Here is a 17,276-nt window from a genome sequence, read left to right on the forward strand (position 1 = left end):
CAGTACAAGGCAGGACAAGGTTGTGGCCCGGATGCACATGCATCCGGGCCACAACCTTAAGTACAGTGTCCCCGTCTTCGGCTCGGGAACCGGGTCCGAATCCTTCCGGAATCTTGCGGTCAGGCCCAGTCATCGATCGAAACCATATTGCGGGCATTTGGTGTTGCCGTCACATGGATAACCGGATCGACGATATTCCACGACCTTTCAGAGCGCTTCATCACGCGCACGGCTGGCACCGGCTCTGGTGCATTGGGGGACTAGAACAAATAGCCCCGGAGTTGAATCGGACATCCACGGCGTTCATGTGGATGCCAACGACCGATGATCGACCCCTAGGGTAACTAGGCCTACCCGCAAGATTCCTTTTTAGGCTAGACACGTTCGCGGTTCGTTGGCTAGTGGCCAAGAGACCAGAATTTCGGCACGTATCCCGTGGAGTTTCGTCCCGTGGATGCCGCCGGGCCAGCGTCGTTATGCCCGGCGGCCGCTTCCCTACGCCGACTGCCCGGAACCCCCGGGCGCAGGGCCGGAGCCAATGACCCATTCGAAGGCGGCGGCCCTGGAACGGGCTCCCTGGGCCGCCCTGGATCTGTTGGGTTCGCCGAGCTCCTCCAGCAGGTCCTCGGAAAGCCGCACCAGGCCGGCGAAGGTGTCCGGGGTCAGCCACCCGGGTCGGGTGGCGAAGAGGATGTCTTCCGTGGAGGTGTTGCCGCTGGCGCCCGGCGCGAACGGGCAGCCGCCGAGCCCGCCCAGCGCCCCGTCCACCAGGGTGGCTCCGGCGCCGATGGCGGCAAGCGTGTTTGCCACTCCCAGGCCCCAGGTGTCGTGTCCGTGGTAGGCGATCCGCCGCGCGGGCGACTCGTCGCGGACCCGGCCCACCAGGCTGGCCACCTGCGCCGGAACGGCCTGGCCCAGGGTGTCGCAGATGACAATGTCGCAGGTGCCCTCGGCCCGCGGATCGTTCGCGATGGACAGCACGCGTTCCTCGGGCACGGGGCCCTCGAAGGGGCAGGTGAAGGAGGTGGCGATGCACAGCTGGATCCGTCCGTCGACCTTCCGGGCGTGCTCCACGGCCTGTGGCAGCGCCTCGAGGCTGGCGTCCGTGCTGCGGCCGATGTTCGCCTGGTTGTGGGAATCGGACGCGGAGAGGCAGTACTGGAAGTTCCGTGCGCCCGCGGCGGCGGCCTTGGCCACGTGGCCGGGGGTCGCCACCCAGATCCAGCACTTTTCCAGTTCCGCCGCGGTCAGGGCACGGACGACCTCCAGGGTGTTGGCCATGGTCGGCACCAGGTCGGCACGGGCCATCGAGCCGAGCTCGATGGACGGCACGCCCAGGCGCAGCAGTTCCCGGACCGTCTCCGCCTTCCGCTCGGCGGAGAGCACCTTGCCGGTCAGCTGCAGCCCGTCGCGCAGGGTGACGTCGCGCAGTTCCGCGCGGGGTTCCAGGGTGTGGTTCACGCCTTCGTTCCTTCCCCGCGGCCGGTGGCGGCGTCGATCCGGTCCGCATCCATGCCCAGCAGCCCGCCCAGGACTTCCTCCGTGTTCTCGCCGAGGTCCGGCCCGAGGTTCCGGATCGGCAGCGACTGCCCGCCGATCACCGGGACGATGCCCGGGAATCCGATGTCCGTGAGCGTCTCCTCGCCGGTGGAGACATCGAATTTCTGGATCATGTTCCGTGCCGCGTACTGGTCGTCGGCGACGATGTCCGCGGCGGTGTAGATCGGCCCCGCCGGAACCCCGGCCGTGGCCAAGGCGTCAAGGGCCTCGGCCGCGGTGCGCCGCGCGGCCCATTGGCCGATGGCCGCATCCAGTTCCTCCCGCCGGTCCCAGCGGCCGGCGTTGGTCTGCAGCCCCGGGTCCGCGCCCAGCTCCGGCCGGCCGATGGTCTCCATGTAGCGCTGGTAGATGGAGTCGCCGTTGCCGGCCACCACGATGCTGGCGCCGTCGCCGCACAGGTAGGCATTCGAGGGGGCGATGCCCTCCATCCGCCCGCCGGTGCGCTCGCGCAGCACGCCGTACGCCTCGTAGTCCGGGACCAGGGATTCCATCATCGAAAACACCGCCTCGTTCAGCGCCACGTCGATGATCCGCTCCTGCAGCCCGACCGTCGAACCCGCCGTCCGCCGCCTGGCTTCGCGCTGGAAAAGGCCCATCATGGATCCGAAGGCCGCGTACAGGCCCGCGATGGAATCGCCGATCGAGACACCCACCCGCACCGGCGCGCGGTCCGGGTCACCGACCAGGTTGCGCAGGCCGCCGTAGGACTCCGCCACCGCGGCGAATCCGGGCCTCCCGGACATCGGTCCGGTCTGGCCGAACCCGGAGATCCGGGTGATGACCAGCTCCGGGTTCACCCCGTTGAGCACTTCCGGTCCCAGGCCCCACTTCTCCAGCGTGCCGGGGCGGAAGTTCTCCAGCAGGATGTCCGACTTCGCCGCCAATTCCAGCACCGCCTGGCGGCCCGCCTTCGTGCGCAGGTCCAGCACCACGGACTTCTTGTTGCGGTTGATCGTCCGGTACAACATGGACGTATTGCCCTTGTGCAGGCGCCAGTTCCGCAGCTCGTCGCCGGTGCCCGGCCGCTCCACCTTGATCACCTCGGCCCCGAAGTCCGCCAGCAGCCGGGCGGCCGTGGGTGCGGCAATGTAGTTGCCGAGTTCGAGGACGCGCACGCCTTCCAGCGGGGCGATGGGTGTCTGTGTCATGGCTCTTTCCTCAAGATTTCGGTATGTCTCGGGCGGGCAGTTGGCGTGGCGGGCCTCGCGGTTCGGCCGGTGCCCAGCGAAGGGCGCCGGAAAACCGCGGGGGACCGGGGGCCGACCAATGCTCCGGCCCGTGGTCCGGACCAGATTCTAGGCTACCGGCGTCTGGCCTGGTCGTGGACCCGCAGTTGGGTCAAGGCCAGCCGCGCCAGCGGGACCTTCACGCCGACCCTGTCAGCGACGGCCGCGAACTGGCCGAGCAGGTGTTCCCCCTCGTGGGAGGAACCCGCCAACACGTCCCGGTAGAGCGAGGACGTGAAGACCGAGCCCTCCTCGGTGAACATTTCCAGGCTAGCGGCGTGCGCGGCCGGCGTGACGGTGTACCCGGCCGCTTCGGCCACCCGCTCGGTTTCGGCGATGACGTCCATCACGAATTCCTTCCCGCCCGGGGCGGCCATGATATCGCCGATCGTGCCACGCATCAGGCAGGTGATGATCCCGCCCGCGGCGATGAACGACCATTTGTGCCACATGGAGGCCAGGATGTCCTCGGCGATGGACATGCGGAAGCCCGGCGCCGCCAGTTCCCGGCCGATGCGCGCCAGGCGTTCCGTCGGCTTCCCGTCCTGCTCGCCGAAGGTCATGGAGGCGTGTGGTTTCATCTGGAATACCGAGCCGTCCGGGGTCACCGTGCACACCACTCGGACGATTCCTCCCAGGACGGCGTCCCGGCCGTACCGTTCGTTGAGTGTTTCCAGGTGGGCCAGGCCGTTGAGAAGCGGCAGCACGGTGGTGCCCGGCCCGACGGCCGGAGCCATGTCCCGCAACGCCGATTCCAGGGACCATGCCTTGACCATCAGGAGCACCAGGTCGTAGGTGCCGTCCAGCTGCCCGGCGGTAACGGTGCGAACCGGAACCGTCTCGTCATATCCCGGTCCATAGACGTGCAATCCGTTGCGCAGCTGGTCGAACCGATGCTGGTGGACCAGGAAAGTTACGTCGCGGCCGGCCTGGGCCAGGCGTGTCCCGAAGTACCCGCCCGTCGCTCCGGCCCCGACTATCAGTGTTTTCATCGTCTACCCACCTCATATTTGCGGCTGGATCTGCCCGGCATTCCTTGCATCTTCGGCGTTCCGGTCGTTCGTCATGACGTTCCGTCCGGACGCCGTAGCGGTGCCGTCATCCGGATGTCCCCCGACGCGGCCCGATCCGCCGCGGGCTTCCCCCTCCGCGGCCGCTCCCGGGGTGTCCGAACCCGTTGGCGGACCCAGTCGCTGGCTTCGGAGATGATGGATTCAAGCGGGCCCTTGCCGATGGAACTGCGCCACACCATCGCGAACAACATGAAGGAGATGACCTGGACCCACAGCGATACCACCGGCCGTGTTTCGTCCAGGACCTCGAGCATGAATACGATGCAGTGCGCCGAATAGAGGGTCAGTGTCATCATCCCGATCGCCGCAAAGGGGGAGAAGACCTTGCCGCCGGAGTGGGTCAGGAGCAGGACGACGCCTATGGCGGCCACGGCCGTGCCAAGATTGTGCAGGACGTTCAGCGGGGAATCGGAGTATGGCGCAACCGTCGCCAGCCACCACCACGTCGTGTTCGGCATCAAGTTGGATTCCGGGCCGTATATCAGCAGATCGGTGATGTCCGCCGTGCTGAGTGACGGCGTTGCCTCGACCAGGCGCTGCATGCCCCCGGCGGGGCCCAGCAGGACCTTCGAGAGCACCCATGTGGAGATGGCCAGCGCCGCACCCCAACCGACAAACTTGAGCGCGACCTTCCTCGACGTGAGTACCTGGCGGCCGAGGACCATTCCCACACAGAGGTAGGCCATCCACAAGATCGTTGGATAGAAGCCGGTCACCAACATATCGAGGATGAACAGCACCGGCTGCCGCGCTGCGGTGACCAGGGTGTAGTCGGCCTCCGGATCGACTTGTTCGGGGATTTTGCCGTTGAGCAGGTGGCGGAGGACGGATCCGAAGATCGCAAAGATCGGTGCCGCGATCAGCAGGAACAGTGAGGAACGGCCATAGAACGGCACGGCCAGAATGAACAGGATGCCGAAGTAGGGAATGATCGTATCGATATCCGTTTCCAGGTGGCCCAGCAGCAGGCCGATCAACAAAATAAGCAGGCCCCGGACAACCAATGCCGCCCTGTCGGCGGCCAGCGTGCGGCCGTGGAGCTGGCCGCGGGACCTTTTCTCAACGAAGGCAATGGATACCCCGGCGAGTACGGCGAACAAGGCGGCGGCCCTTCCGCCGAAAACGGCAAAGGGCCAGCTCATGGCGCCGTCCACGTGCTGCACAGGGAAGGTATGGACGGCAACCATGCCAATCAACGCCACCGCCCTGGCAACGTCGACGCCCATGGCGCGGCGGGTCGGAGAATACGCCGCAGGCGGCCCCGCCGCTGGGGTTGCAGTGGTTTCAGTCGCCGACTCCGGATTCTGCGGTGCAGCGCTCATGATGGACCTCGTGGTTCAGCTCAGTTGCTATCTGGTCACCCCCCGAGAGCAGCATCGTTGCCATCAATCCGTCGCGGAGTAGCTGTCCCGCCCTTCGGAGACATCGGCGTGCTGGTGGCTGGCGGTTGCCGGTTCGGACGGGGACTCCGCGCCCGAGGTTCCGCTGCCATGCTGTGGGAAAATCGCTGCGTACGTAAACGGGGGGATGCTTGTGCCGAATCCGGACGCCCTGGCTCTGATCGTCCTGTCTGCCCTTCCGCCGCCGAACCATCTTCTTGCTTTCCCAAGCGCCGCTCCAGCGGCCCCGCTTTCCTCACCGGATGCGTTCCGCCGTGCCCCTGCAGTCTTCTTTCATGTTAGGCGGAACCTTGGGTGCAGAGTACCCCCAACAGGGCTGGAGGTCATAGTTTTCGCCGCTCTTCCCGTCGTCTCCGTGTGGCAATCACGGGTCGCGGTCCGGAATGCCGGGGGACCTGGCGTGAGCTCCCGGACGAACAACACGGAACGCTTGAATGCCCGGTGAGCGAGTACGAAATCGAGTGCCGTGGCACCGAGGAGTGGTCGGTTCCCTGACTGGGCGTGCCCGCCGGCCAGTGTGGTCATGTGCCGCTCATGACGGGGGAGGAGCCGTGCCTGCCAGCCGCCGAACGAGGGCCAGGCCGGCCGGGGTTCCGGGCCAATGCCGGCCCAGCGGGGCGTCGCCCGCCCTGCGAATGACGGAGCGCAGGACCAAAGCCACAATGATCGCGTCATCGGCATACCCGATGACCGGAAGGAAATCCGGGACCAGATCAATGGGCGAGGCGAGGTAGACAAGCAGCAGGAGAAGCCTGGCGCGGATCCCGAATGGCAGGCTCCGGTCGGCGGCCAGGCGCCGCAGCAAGACCAGCAGGTCCGGCAACAGGCGCAGGGCGTCCTTGAATCCCACCGTCTCAGGGTGGCGCCAGGCGTAAAGAGCCAGCAAGACCAGCAACGCGGCGTAGACCAGGACCACGCCGCCGACGACGGCAATCAGCACGTCCCACCAGTTCATGCCGCGACTCCTTCGGAGGTGTACCTGGATGCGTGGCGCGCTTCCCCGACGGCGCGGTTGAGGGTTGCCGGTCCCGGCAATGGGTCGGCCCACGACCATGCCATCATGGCCCTGCAAGGCCGCCAGACCAAGGGCTGCCCGGATGCTTGTTCGTCGGCGCGGGCGTAGGGCCCGGAGCCCGGTGAACCGTTGTCTGTGCGAAGCCGAGCGCCTACCATGTGCGTGAAGCCCCATTGCGGGGAACAGCTCCGGGACCTTCCCACCATGAGCGTCGTGCGCACCGTGGGATCCCCGCGTCCCGGACTTCACGGGACAGGAAAGACCATGACCAAGTATCTGTTCGAAGCGAACTACGTGGGCGAAGGCGTCAAGGGGCTCATGCGCGACGGCGGCACCAAGCGCCGCGATGCCGTCGACGCGGCCCTCAAGTCCGTGGGAGGCTCGCTCGAGAGCTTCTACTACGCGTTCGGGGAGACCGACGTCCTGGGGGTCTTTGACATCCCGGACCAGGCCAGCGCCGTGGCGCTGTCGCTGTTGATCAATTCGACGGGCACGGTGAACCTGCACCTGAAGCCGCTCATGACTCCCGAGGATATCGACGAAGCGGCCCAGAAGACGCCGTCATACCGGGCCCCCGGACAGTAGGACGCCGGCCCCGCCACCAGACGCAAAAGGTGTGCCGCCGATCCCGTCGGGGGATCGGCGGCACACCTTGCCGTGCGGGACGGGTTAGACCGCGGCGCCTTCCAGCTCGTCCTCGCCAGCCTCGGCGAAGGACTGCGGTCCGTTGACCATGAGGCCCATCATGTCGAAGACCAGGGTGGCGGCGGCCAGCGAGGTGATGTCCGCGTGGTCGTAGGCCGGTGCGACCTCGACGACGTCGGCACCCACGATGTTGATTCCGTTCAGGCCGCGGATGAGGCGGAGCAGCTCGCGGGAGTGCAGCCCGCCCATTTCCGGGGTTCCGGTTCCCGGGGCGAACGCCGGGTCCAGGACGTCGATGTCGACCGACAGGTAGACCGGGGTGTCGCCCAGACGGTCCCTGACCTTCTGGATCGCCGCGGCGACGCCGATCTCGTCGATGTCGGTGCTGCGGATGATCTGGAAGCCGAACTCGTGGTCGCGCAGGAAGTCGTCCTTGTCGTAGACCGGTCCGCGGATGCCCACGTGCATCGACTTGTCCTCGATCAGCAGGCCCTCCTCGAAGGCCCGGCGGAACATCGTTCCGTGCGTGACGGGCTCGTCGAAGTAGGTGTCCCAGGTGTCCAGGTGGGCGTCGAAGTGGAGCAGCGCCACCGGGCCGTGGACCTTGTTGACGGCCCGCAGCATGGGAAGGGCGATGGTGTGGTCGCCGCCGATGGCGATCACGCGCTTGTCCTTGGCCAGGAGCGGGAGCGCCTGTTCCTCGATCTGCTCGATCGCGCGGGTGATGTTGTACGGGGTGCAGGCCACGTCGCCGGCGTCGACGACCTGTGCCATTTCCACGGGGATGACGTCGAGCTCCACGTGGTAGCCGGGGCGCAGGAGCCGCGAGGCCTCGCGGACCGCGGAGGGGCCGAAGCGTGCGCCGGGCCGGAAGGACGTGCCTCCGTCGAAGGGGACGCCGAGGATGGCGATGTCGTAGTCCGGGACCGCGTCGATCTGGGGAAGGCGGGCGAAGGTTCCCAGGCCGGCGAAGCGGGGTACCTTGGTGGCGTCTACGGGGCCGATCGGCTTGTGGGTGCTCATGACAGTTTTCCTTCTAGTTCGACGTTGAGTGGTTCAAGGTTGGTGTGTTCCGCGTCCTCGGAGCGGCCGTCACGCGAGGTGGTCTCGGAGAGGCTGCGGTTGGCGGTTTCGGGCGCCAGCAGGAAGGTGGCGATCAGTCCGACCAGGGAGATGCCGGCGCCGATCATCAGCGCCCCGGCGGCACCGAAGGAGATGATGGCCACGGGCATGAGGTAGGTGCTGGCGGCGGAACCGACGCGGCTGATGGCCGTGCCGAATCCGACGGCGGTGGCGCGGATTTCCGTGGGGAAGAGCTCGTTGGGGTAGACGACCTCGAGGAAGCTCGAGGCGCCGGAGGCCAGTGCAAAGATGGCCAGGGCGGTGAAGAGCGTCTGGGGTGCGACGTTGGGGATGAACGCCGGTGCCGCGAGGGCCACCACGATGATGCCGAAGGACCAGAGCAGCAGCTTGCGCCGTCCGATGCGCTCGACCAGCCACAGTCCGGGGATGCCGCCGACGACGAAGATCAGCGAAATCAGCAGCGAGCCGCCGTAGAGGTTTGCGTCCCCGTCCATGCCGAAGGACGCCAGCAGGTCCGGTGCGAAGGTGTAGACCGCGAAGAGGGGGATGACCTGGGCGGTCCAGAAGATCGAAACGAACAGCGTCCGCCGCCAGAACTTCCGGTTGAAGATGTCAGTGAACTTGGCCTGCTTGCTGCCGTCTTCGGTGGTTTCGCCGAGGGACTCGATGTCGTACTTCTCGCCGTAGACCTTCTTGATGACGGCGCGGGCCTCGTCGACCCGGCCGCGGGAGAGCAGCCAGCGTGGGGACTCGGGTGTCCCGAGGCGGAAGAGCAGGGTGATGATGGCGAAGATCGCGGGGCTGGCGAGCATGTAGCGCCAGGCGTCGGGGCCCGCGTCGCGCAGGGCGTAGCCGACCGCGAAGGCCGCGGCGGCGCCGATGGCCCAGACCACGAACGTCGCCCCGAGCAGCCGGCCGCGGTGCTTCTTGGGAAGGAACTCGGCAAGCAGCGACGTGGCGATGGGGTAGTCGGCGCCGATGGCAACTCCCAGCAGGAAGCGCCAAAGCACCAGTTGCCAGATATCGGTGGAGAACGCGCTGAGGATGGAGAAGACGGCCAGGGCGATCAGGTCCAGGATGTACATGGTGTGGCGACCGACCTTGTCGGTCACCCAGCCAAAGACGCCGCCTCCGAAGAAGATTCCAACCAGGCTGGCTGCACCGACCATGCCGATTTCCGATGGCCCCAGGTCCAGCGCCGGGGTCATGGTGATGAGGGCGATCCCGATGATGGACAGCGCGTAGCCGTCGATGAACGGACCGCCGGAGGAAAAGGTGGTCAGCTTCTTGTGGAATCGGGTCAGCGGCGCGTCATCAATGAGATGAACGGAGGAGCTCATTGCGACCCTTCTTTCTCTAAGTGCCCAGGGGCTGGGCGGGAAGTTTGTATCTCAATGATTGGTGACGGGCGTCACTCGATCAATCAACGGGTGTCAACAATTGAAACACCGCTCTAGACATTTGTATGAATGCCGGGATTCAATGGGGTGGGCTTTGTATCCGAATGTGAAGGCGTGCCGAATGTCGATGACCGTGAAGGAGCTCCTCGCGGAGCCGCACCTGGGCCTGGGGATCCTGGCGGGCGAGGCAGGGCTGGAAAACTCCATCACCTGGTCGCATACCTCCGACCTTCCCAACCTCTGGGAATGGATCTCCGGCGGGGTGCTCTTGATGACCAACGGGCTTTCGATCCCCGCCGATGCGTCGAGCCAGGTTGAGATGGCACGCGCGCTGGTCGCCTCGGGCGCAAGCGGCCTGGCCGTCGGCGAAAAGATGCACGCCCCGGCCTTCACCGATGACTTCCTTGAGGCTTGCGACTCGCTGCCGCTGCCCCTGCTCAATGTGCCGTACCCCCTGCCGTTCATTGCGATATCCAGGTCCATTGCCGAGGCGGCGCTCCTGGAGGAATCCCGAAGGGTCAAGCAAACCGCGCGGGTCTACGACTTGCTGCGCAAGGCCACGACTCCTGGTGAAACGTGGAGCGAACTGTTGGCCGGCATCGGAGGGGAAATCTCCGCACGGCTGTTTGTGGTGGACCGCAGGTGCCTGCACCCCTGGCAACCCGGGGACCGGGGGCTGCCGAGGGAGGTTTTCCGGCAGGTGGCCGAGGCCAGCGAGAAGTCCGAGGTCGGATCCCGGCATTTTCACTGGAGCCAGGATGGCGGTCGGTCGGTGCTGCTCATGGACATTCCCACACACGGACACGCGATGCTGGTGGTGTTGCCGGATTCCGAGTCGACCCCGGACGGTGTGGTGCTTTTGCACGCTGCCACGGTGCTTGGCCTGGGGTTGTCCCGCTCGGCGCTGGCCATGGAAGGCAGGTATCGCACCGGGGGCGAATTCTTGCTCCAGGCCTTCGGCGGACGCCTGGGGGCCGCCGAGGCTGCCCGGCGACTCGCGGACTTTTCGCTCCCCGAGGAAGGTGTTCGGGTGCTTTCACTGGCTTCGCGACAGGGGTTCGACTTGCCCGAGGTGCATCGCGCGCTGTGGCGCCACGGGGTCAACAGTGTCTGCGTCGACGGCGGGGAGAGGCTCCACCTGGTCATTTCCGCAGACGCTTCGGTCGAAACGCTTCTGCATGTCATTGACGGGAATGATTCGCTGGGGCTGAGCACGCCGGTGGGCGCGGAGGGCCTCCAGCGGGCATTGCGCGAGTCGGTGTGGGCGCTTGGCATGGCCCGGTCCGGCGGGGAAAGGCATGTCCGGTATTCGGCGGAGACCTCCTGGTTCGGGCTCAACGGTTACCGCGACGGCGAGGCGCTGGTTCACCGGCTGTTGGGTCCGTTGCTGGAACACGACCGCGCCCACGGCGCCGAGCTGATGTCGACGCTGCGTGCCTATCTCAAGAACCAGCGGTCGGCGCAAAAGGCTGCGGCCGAACTCTTTACGCATCGACAAACCGTCATCTACAGGATCCGGAAGATCGCCGAACTCACGGGGCTGGACCTGGCTGAAACGTCCACGGTGGCGCAGTTGTGGCTGGCGGTCCAGGCCCGGGATTCCTTGGAAATGGCGGGTCTTGCGGGCGGCGACTGAGCCCGGCATAGCAAAAGGTTGTAGCTTCAACCAAATTGTGCCATACTTGGAGCAAGGACAATCCCACCTCCACGCAGAATGGATCGGCAGCCATGAGCACCACCCAAGACCAACTCTCCGCAGACCTCGCCATGGGCACCGTGATGCTCAAGGTCGGCGACATGAAGAACATGAGCGGCTACTACCAGAAGGCGCTCGGCCTCGAGGTCGTGTCCGAATCCGCGCAGGGAGTGGGACTGGGCCGCCAGGGCCTGGAACTCGTCCACCTCTCAGACGGGACGGGACTGAACCTGCCCGGCCGCGGCGAAGCCGGCCTCTTCCACACCGCGCTGCTCTTCGACACCCAGTCCGACCTGGCCGCAACCGTGCTGTCCGCAGCCCAGTTCGACGGCTCGCTGTTTGTCGGCAGCTCCGATCACCTGGTCTCCGAGGCCTTCTACTTCAACGACCCCGAGGGCAACGGCATCGAGCTGTACTTCGACCGCCCGCGCGACACCTGGAAGTGGGACGGCGACACCATTGCCATGGACACCATTCACCTAGATCCGAACGACTACCTAAACAAGCACCTGAACGAGCAGGCGGTCAGCGAGCTGCGCACGACCCGCGCCGGAATCGGCCACGTGCACCTGCAGGTCGGCGACGTGCCGACCGCCGAGAGGTTCTACGTCGACACCCTCGGCTTTGCCAAGACCACCAGCTTCCACGGCCAGGCGCTGTTCGTCTCTGCCGGCGGCTACCACCACCACATGGCCATGAACGTGTGGAACTCCCGCGGCGCAGGGCCGCGCAAGGACACCCTGGGCCTTGGCGAGGTGCTGATCACCGTTCCGAACGCCGACGAGGTGGGCGCGCTCGCCGACCGCCTGAAGGTCGCCGGCGTCGCCAGCCACCACACCGGTGCCGAGCTGCGCTTCGAGGATCCGTGGCGCAACCAGCTGCGCGTCGCCGTTGGCTGAGGCAACGCTGCGTTGACAAGGGCGCCGGAACACCCGTTTGCGATCAGGCGAATCGGGTAGGGGCGCCATCGATCGAATCTTGCCCCCGTCATGATTGACGGCGAATGCGGCTCCGGAGATCCGGGCCGCATTCGCCGTTTCCGGGTGCCCCGCTGGCAACGTGGACGGAAGCCGCTCCGGGGCGATGCCCGAATGCGCGTGTCGCCTCCACCCGGGCGGTTCGAGCATACGTGCCGGTCTTGGGACCCCGGGGAATCCCGCGCGGCATCTGGAACGGCGGGCTCATCGGAACCGCTACTCCGTAGGCGGCGGCGGGGTGCCGGTCGGCGAGGGAGCTGCCAATCCCGTGGGAAAGTCTGCCCTGGCCGGGTCGTCCGGCCCCTGGTCCAGCCGGAAGGGCGGATACTCGTCCCGCAAGAGGAAGGTGTAGGCAGTCACGCGGTAGATCCACCGGTTGATTCCCATGACCAGGTCAAAGAGCGGGCGCTGGTACCGGCCGGTGAACAGGAGCATGAGGGCCGCGATCAGAACCAGGATGCCCAGCAGGGAGAACCCGGCACCGCGCCCGACGTCGGATGCCCAGTTGCCGTTGGCGTCCCACGAGGCCCCGGCGTCGTTGCCGTTCCATGAAGCCCAGGCGGTTCCCGTGAAAATGGAGACGATGAGCAGGTGGGGGATGGCCAGCAACCACCATTTGACCAGGACGAGCCCGCGGGAGAGACGCTCGGGGTAGTCGACCTCGAAGTCGGCCGGGTAGTCGGTGGAAGCCAGGGTGAACGGAGGGTACTTGTCCGTGGCCAGGGCCGAGTAGGCGTAGAACGAGACACGCCAGCTCCAGCGCAGGACGCCGACGGCGAAGTCGAAGAGCGGGCGCGGGTAACGGCCGGTGAACAGGATGGCGAATCCCGAAATGACAGTGGTGAAGAAGACGGCGATCCACAGGAAGACCAGAATGATGAAGTGGGGAACGGCCAGAAGCCACTTGACCAGCCACAGCCAACGGGACTGCTGAGGATCAAGGCGCCCGGAAAGCCGCGCGGGGTACTCCTTCCCTGTGGCTGGGCCCGAGGCCGAGTGGCCGGGCGTCCCCCTGCCGAGGGCGACGGCGCCGAGCGCTATCAACCCGGCGCCGATGGCCAGGGCGATGATTCCCACGATCCACAGGACGGGGGAGAGCGCCCCGAAAAGCTCGAAACGGACCGCGGCCTGCACGTTGGCCGTGATCCCGGCGGATGCGTCGGCATTCATGATCACGACGACCCAGTCGCCGCTGCGCAGGTCAACGGTCACCTGCTGGGTGCCCGGCCCGGAAGCGGAGGCGACCCAGAAGCCCTGCCCGGCCGGCGGGGAAGGAACGGCGGTTCCCGGCATGTCCCGGTACTGGACCCGGAATGGCGAGGTATCCACGCCGGTGACCTCGGTGGCGTGGACGCCGCCGAGGTACCGGTCGACGTCGCTCTTGGGGCCAACACCGATGAAGACCTGGCCGCCGGGTGCCGTGGACTCGGCCGAGAGCCGCAGGCTGCCCAGGTTGGGGGAAATCGTGTCGGTGCCGATCCGGGCGGGGGGAGAAGTCAGTGCGTAGGACGTGGCGGAGAATCCACGCATCGGGGTGCTGAGATAGCCGTCCGGTCCTTGTTTGGACAGGACCGCGGCGGAGGCGGCGCCGCCGATGATCGCTCCGATGCCGACCAGCGCGAGCAGGAGGCCCAGCGCCAGGGCGATGACTCCGCCCACGGCTGTGTTGCGAGCAGCGCCCGGGCCGGGCGTCCCGCCCTCGGCCGTTGGATTGACCGTCATGTCATCACACCCCATTCGTTGTTTGCCACTCCCGCGGAACCCTCGACCCGCAACCAGATGCAAAGGTCATCGCCCGCCGAGGTGATCGTCCCGGTGCCGGGATGGGTTTCGGAGCGGCTCCGCGGGCCCCTGGCCTCGGGCCGCGGCCCGGGCTTGCCACGTGGCAGGGATTGGGCCGGGAATCGCCTGGCGGCGGAACCGCCGGTGCCGGATGCCGCAATCCTCCTCCCGGCAACGGCCGCTTTCAAGGCCCGCGGCGGCCCGTGCCGCGGCGGCGGCTTGGTTCCGGCCATGGGTCTAGGCCACGGCGGGATCGGCTTCGAAACCTGTTGTGCGGGTTCGGCCGAACGCGGGCGAGTCCGCGGGTGCCAGCACGCCGACCGCCCGGGTCCCGATCCGGATGGTTGCCGGAAGCGGGCCGGCCATCTCGCCGTCGGCGTAGATGTTCAGCGGCTTGTTGGCGCTGATTTCCACGGTGCGCCCCCGCAAGGATCCGATGTTGGCCTGCCGGAGGTGGCTGCCCCGGTAGGAGCGCAGGAACGTCAGCGCGACGCCGAGGGCCGTGGCGCGCCCCAGCGAGACGACGTCCAGCAGGCCGTCGTCCGCCTTCGCCTCGGGGCAGATCCGCAGCCCGCCGCCGTACTGGCCGACGTTTCCCACGGCGATGAACCACCCCGGGAAGGTCGAGGACCGCCCGTCCACGGTGAGTGTGAACCTCACGTTCCTCCAGAGCACCAGGGCCTTGAGCCCTCCGTAGAGGTAGGTGAACGGGCCCAGGTTCATCCGGGCGCTGTTGCCGTACTCGTTGGCCAGCCCGTCGAACCCGACGTTCGCCACGCCGAGGTAGGCCCGCCCGTCGACGAGCCCCAGGTCCAGCTCGCGCACGGCAAGGCCGTTGATCCTGCCGATGGCCTTGGCGGGGTCGAGGTCCAGCCCCAGCCGCCTGATGGTGTCGTTGCCGCGGCCGCCCGCCAGCGGCAGCAGGACCGCGCCGGATTCCGCGGCACCGGCCGCGGCGGCCCCGAGGAAGCCGTCCCCGCCGAGGACCGCCACCAGCGACCCCCTGGCCGCGGCCCGGGTCCGTTCGGTGGCCTGATCGAGGCTGTCGGTGACGGAAACCGTTGCCGTGAACCCGGCGGCTTCCAGAGCCCGGACGGCCCGCGGCAGCAGGCGCAGCCCGCGCCCACGCCCGGCCGTCGGGTTGACCAGGAGCAGCACCGGGCCGCCGGCGAATCCGCTCATTTCGCCGTTTCCTGACTGTGCGTGCCTTCGCTGCCCGCGGCTCCTTCGCTGCGTGCGTCGAAGCCGATCTCCAGGATGAGTCCGGCACGCTCGCGGGCCCGTTCCGCGTCCTGGGGCACCAGGGCCAGACGGGTGCGCCGGTCAAGAAGGTCGTCGATGCTCGAGGCGCCCTCCGCGCGCACCGCGAACAGCAGCTCGGCGCCGGTGATCTCGGTGCCGTCGAAGATCGGCTCCGCCATCAGCGGGTCCTCCAGCGCAATCCGGTGCACGGTCTCCGCCTCCGTCCCGTACTTCCGGACGAGTCGGGCCGGGGCGTTGAGTCCCCTGAGGACCCTCCTGCGGGCCGCACCCACCAGCGGCAGGTTCTTGGTGCGGCTGGGTGCCGTGGATCCGAGCCGCGCGGCCGCCGCGTCGACCGCGTCCTGGGCCATCCTCCGGTAGGTGGTGAGCTTGCCGCCCACCACCGTGAGAGGCTGCCCCGGGATGTCGGTGACTAGATGCCGCCGGGAAATGTCGGCGGTTCCTTCCTTGCTCCCGACGTGTTTGTCCCGCACCAGCGGGCGCAGCCCGGCGAAGGTGCCCACCACGTCCGCGCGGGTCAGCGGCACGGCCAGCGCGGTGTTGACGACCCCGAGCAGGAAGTCGATGTCGTGTTCCGGCACCTCCGGCCGGTGGCCGTCTGCATGGCGGTCCTCTTCGTCGGTCAGGCCGATGTACACGACACCCGTGGGTTGCGGCAGCACGATCACGTACCTGCCGAAGTGCCCGGGGACCTGGACGGTGTGCGCGGCATGGGGGTTGCCCAGCCGCGCGGAACGCACCACCAGGTGGGTCCCGCGGCTGGGGGTCAGCTCGAGGGTCTCGTTGAAGCCCGCGGCCCAGACGCCGGTGGCGTTCACGACCGCCCGCGCCGTGATGTTCACGGGCTCGCCGGTCCGCGTGTCTCTCGCCGTCACGGAGGTGGCGTCCATGGCCGTTGCCTTCACGTCGCGCATCACGTGGGCACCGAGCCCGGCGGCGGTGCGCAGCACGCCGAGCACCAGCCGGGCGTCGTCGAACACCTGTCCGTCCCAGTAGAGCAGCCCCCGGCGCAGGCTCTTGGCCTCCAGCGCCGGGACCATGGCGGAGACCGCCTGGCTGGAGAGCAGCTGCGGGCGGGGAAGCGTGGTGCCGCGCAGTCCCGAGGCCCGGCGCAGCAGGTCGTAGAGCACCACGCCGGCCCCGGCGACCACGGCCTCGTGGGCGGGGGAGCCCTTGGCGTCGGGGATGACGAAGCCCAGCGGGTGCACCAGGTGCGGGGCGATGTTCTGCATGAGCCAGCGGCGCTCCACCGCGGACTCCCACGCGACGGGGAAGTCGGCCTTGGTGAGGTAGCGCAACCCGCCGTGGACCAGCTTGGAGCTGTAGCCGCTGGTGCCGGAACCGAAGTCGTTGCTTTCGATGAGCGCCACGCTCAGCCCCCGGCTCACCGCGTCAAGGGCAACCCCGGCGCCGGTGATGCCGCCGCCCACCACGGCCACGTCGACGGTGTTGGCGGCCACGTGGCCCAGCGCGCGCGCACGAGTGGCGTCGTTGATCCATGTCCCGTCCGTGAACGGGCTGTTGGAGCCGGCCTTGCCGGTGTCCGTCGTTTTCATGATGCGCTCCCGGGGGTGAGGTACCGCTCAAGCATTTTCCGCAGTTCGGCCAGGGACTCCTCGAAGGCCCCGAGCTTCAGCAGGACCTTGGAGGACAGCGCCACGCCCTGCAGCGCCAGCAGCAGCGTGGTCGCGGTGCCGGGGCCGGCCTCGATGCTCCCGTCGGCCTCGCCGAGTTCGATCAGCGAGCGGACCTGGTCAAGGATCAGCTGCTGGCTGGAGCCGAACCTGTCCGTCACGTAGGGGATCAGGAACTCGGGATCGCGCTCGCCGATGGAGGCGAGCAGCGGCGAGGTGGCGAACACCTTCACGCTTTCGACGGCGAAGTGGACCAGCTGCTCGCGCCCGGTTCCCTCGGGGGTCCCGGTCCGCACGGAGGTCGAGTAGGAGCGGAACTCGCGGGTCAGGGTCTGCAGCACCGCGTTCTCCACCGAGCCCATGCGCCGGTAGAACGTCATGCGGGAAACACCCGCACGCTCGGCGATGTCATTGGCGGTGGTCCTCCGCACGCCATGGAGGATCACCGAGTCCCGGGTGGCGGTGAGCAACTTTTCGTCGCTTTGCATGATGGTACGTTGTGACGACATGTGTCACACTGTA

At 67.5% G+C, this 17,276-nt stretch carries 14 protein-coding genes; 3 read left to right on the forward strand and 11 right to left on the reverse strand.

Annotated elements, in window-relative coordinates:
* Positions 1 to 495 precede the first annotated feature (495 nt).
* The 5 genes from ACFY5D_RS00430 to ACFY5D_RS00450 form a co-directional block, all read right to left on the reverse strand.
* Entirely contained in the window at positions 496 to 1,461 is a 966-nt protein-coding gene (locus ACFY5D_RS00430) for a hydroxymethylglutaryl-CoA lyase (protein WP_387523491.1), read from the reverse strand.
* Entirely contained in the window at positions 1,458 to 2,708 is a 1,251-nt protein-coding gene (locus ACFY5D_RS00435; RefSeq protein WP_387523494.1) for a CaiB/BaiF CoA transferase family protein, read from the reverse strand. The genes ACFY5D_RS00430 and ACFY5D_RS00435 overlap by 4 nt, the downstream gene beginning before the upstream one ends.
* Positions 2,709 to 2,860: 152 nt before the next feature.
* Positions 2,861 to 3,778: a ketopantoate reductase family protein gene (locus ACFY5D_RS00440; protein WP_387523497.1), complete on the reverse strand. Its 918-nt coding sequence runs from the start codon at positions 3,776 to 3,778 to the stop codon at positions 2,861 to 2,863.
* Positions 3,779 to 3,849: 71 nt separating this feature from the next.
* Positions 3,850 to 5,181, reverse strand: a complete 1,332-nt coding sequence (locus tag ACFY5D_RS00445) for a heparan-alpha-glucosaminide N-acetyltransferase domain-containing protein (RefSeq protein WP_387523500.1) — start codon at positions 5,179 to 5,181, stop codon at positions 3,850 to 3,852.
* A 610-nt stretch (positions 5,182 to 5,791) separates the two neighbouring features.
* A complete protein-coding gene (locus tag ACFY5D_RS00450; RefSeq protein ID WP_387523502.1) occupies positions 5,792 to 6,214 on the reverse strand; it encodes a YkvA family protein in 423 nt (140 codons plus the stop codon).
* Positions 6,215 to 6,538: 324 nt separating this feature from the next.
* On the opposite strand from ACFY5D_RS00450, the gene ACFY5D_RS00455 reads away from it, so the two are divergent.
* Positions 6,539 to 6,859: a GYD domain-containing protein gene (locus tag ACFY5D_RS00455; RefSeq protein WP_387523505.1), complete on the forward strand. Its 321-nt coding sequence runs from the start codon at positions 6,539 to 6,541 to the stop codon at positions 6,857 to 6,859.
* A gap of 84 nt (positions 6,860 to 6,943) precedes the next feature.
* Here ACFY5D_RS00455 and speB read toward each other — a convergent pair whose 3' ends face one another.
* Positions 6,944 to 7,942, reverse strand: a complete 999-nt coding sequence (speB, locus tag ACFY5D_RS00460) for an agmatinase (RefSeq protein ID WP_387523508.1) — start codon at positions 7,940 to 7,942, stop codon at positions 6,944 to 6,946.
* Positions 7,939 to 9,342 carry an MFS transporter gene (locus ACFY5D_RS00465; RefSeq protein ID WP_387523510.1) on the reverse strand — a complete coding sequence of 468 codons (1,404 nt, stop codon included), beginning with the start codon at positions 9,340 to 9,342 and terminating at the stop codon, positions 7,939 to 7,941. Before ACFY5D_RS00465 ends, speB begins: the two co-directional genes overlap by 4 nt.
* A 181-nt stretch (positions 9,343 to 9,523) precedes the next feature.
* Here ACFY5D_RS00465 and ACFY5D_RS00470 point away from each other — a divergent pair, with 181 nt between their 5' ends.
* A complete protein-coding gene (locus ACFY5D_RS00470) occupies positions 9,524 to 11,038 on the forward strand; it encodes a PucR family transcriptional regulator (RefSeq protein WP_387523513.1) in 1,515 nt (504 codons plus the stop codon).
* 92 nt (positions 11,039 to 11,130) lie between these two features.
* Entirely contained in the window at positions 11,131 to 11,997 is an 867-nt protein-coding gene (locus tag ACFY5D_RS00475; RefSeq protein WP_387523516.1) for a VOC family protein, read from the forward strand.
* A 294-nt stretch (positions 11,998 to 12,291) separates the two neighbouring features.
* Here ACFY5D_RS00475 and ACFY5D_RS00480 read toward each other — a convergent pair whose 3' ends face one another.
* From ACFY5D_RS00480 to ACFY5D_RS00495, 4 genes are all read right to left on the reverse strand, one after another.
* Positions 12,292 to 13,797, reverse strand: coding sequence for a DUF4389 domain-containing protein (locus ACFY5D_RS00480; protein WP_387523519.1), 1,506 nt, complete (start codon positions 13,795 to 13,797; stop codon positions 12,292 to 12,294).
* Positions 13,798 to 14,094: 297 nt separating this feature from the next.
* The gene (locus ACFY5D_RS00485) at positions 14,095 to 15,039 is read right to left on the reverse strand and encodes a diacylglycerol/lipid kinase family protein (RefSeq protein ID WP_387523522.1); all 945 of its coding nucleotides are present in this window, start codon (positions 15,037 to 15,039) and stop codon (positions 14,095 to 14,097) included.
* Positions 15,036 to 16,676, reverse strand: coding sequence for an FAD-dependent oxidoreductase (locus tag ACFY5D_RS00490; protein WP_387523525.1), 1,641 nt, complete (start codon positions 16,674 to 16,676; stop codon positions 15,036 to 15,038). The genes ACFY5D_RS00485 and ACFY5D_RS00490 overlap by 4 nt, the downstream gene beginning before the upstream one ends.
* Positions 16,673 to 17,263 (reverse strand): TetR/AcrR family transcriptional regulator, encoded by a 591-nt coding sequence (locus ACFY5D_RS00495; protein WP_387523528.1) that lies wholly within the window; start codon positions 17,261 to 17,263, stop codon positions 16,673 to 16,675. Before ACFY5D_RS00495 ends, ACFY5D_RS00490 begins: the two co-directional genes overlap by 4 nt.
* Positions 17,264 to 17,276: the final 13 nt, after the last annotated feature.

This window comes from Paeniglutamicibacter sp. NPDC012692 (assembly GCF_042901625.1).
In the GTDB taxonomy this organism is placed as follows: Bacteria; Actinomycetota; Actinomycetes; order Actinomycetales; family Micrococcaceae; genus Paeniglutamicibacter.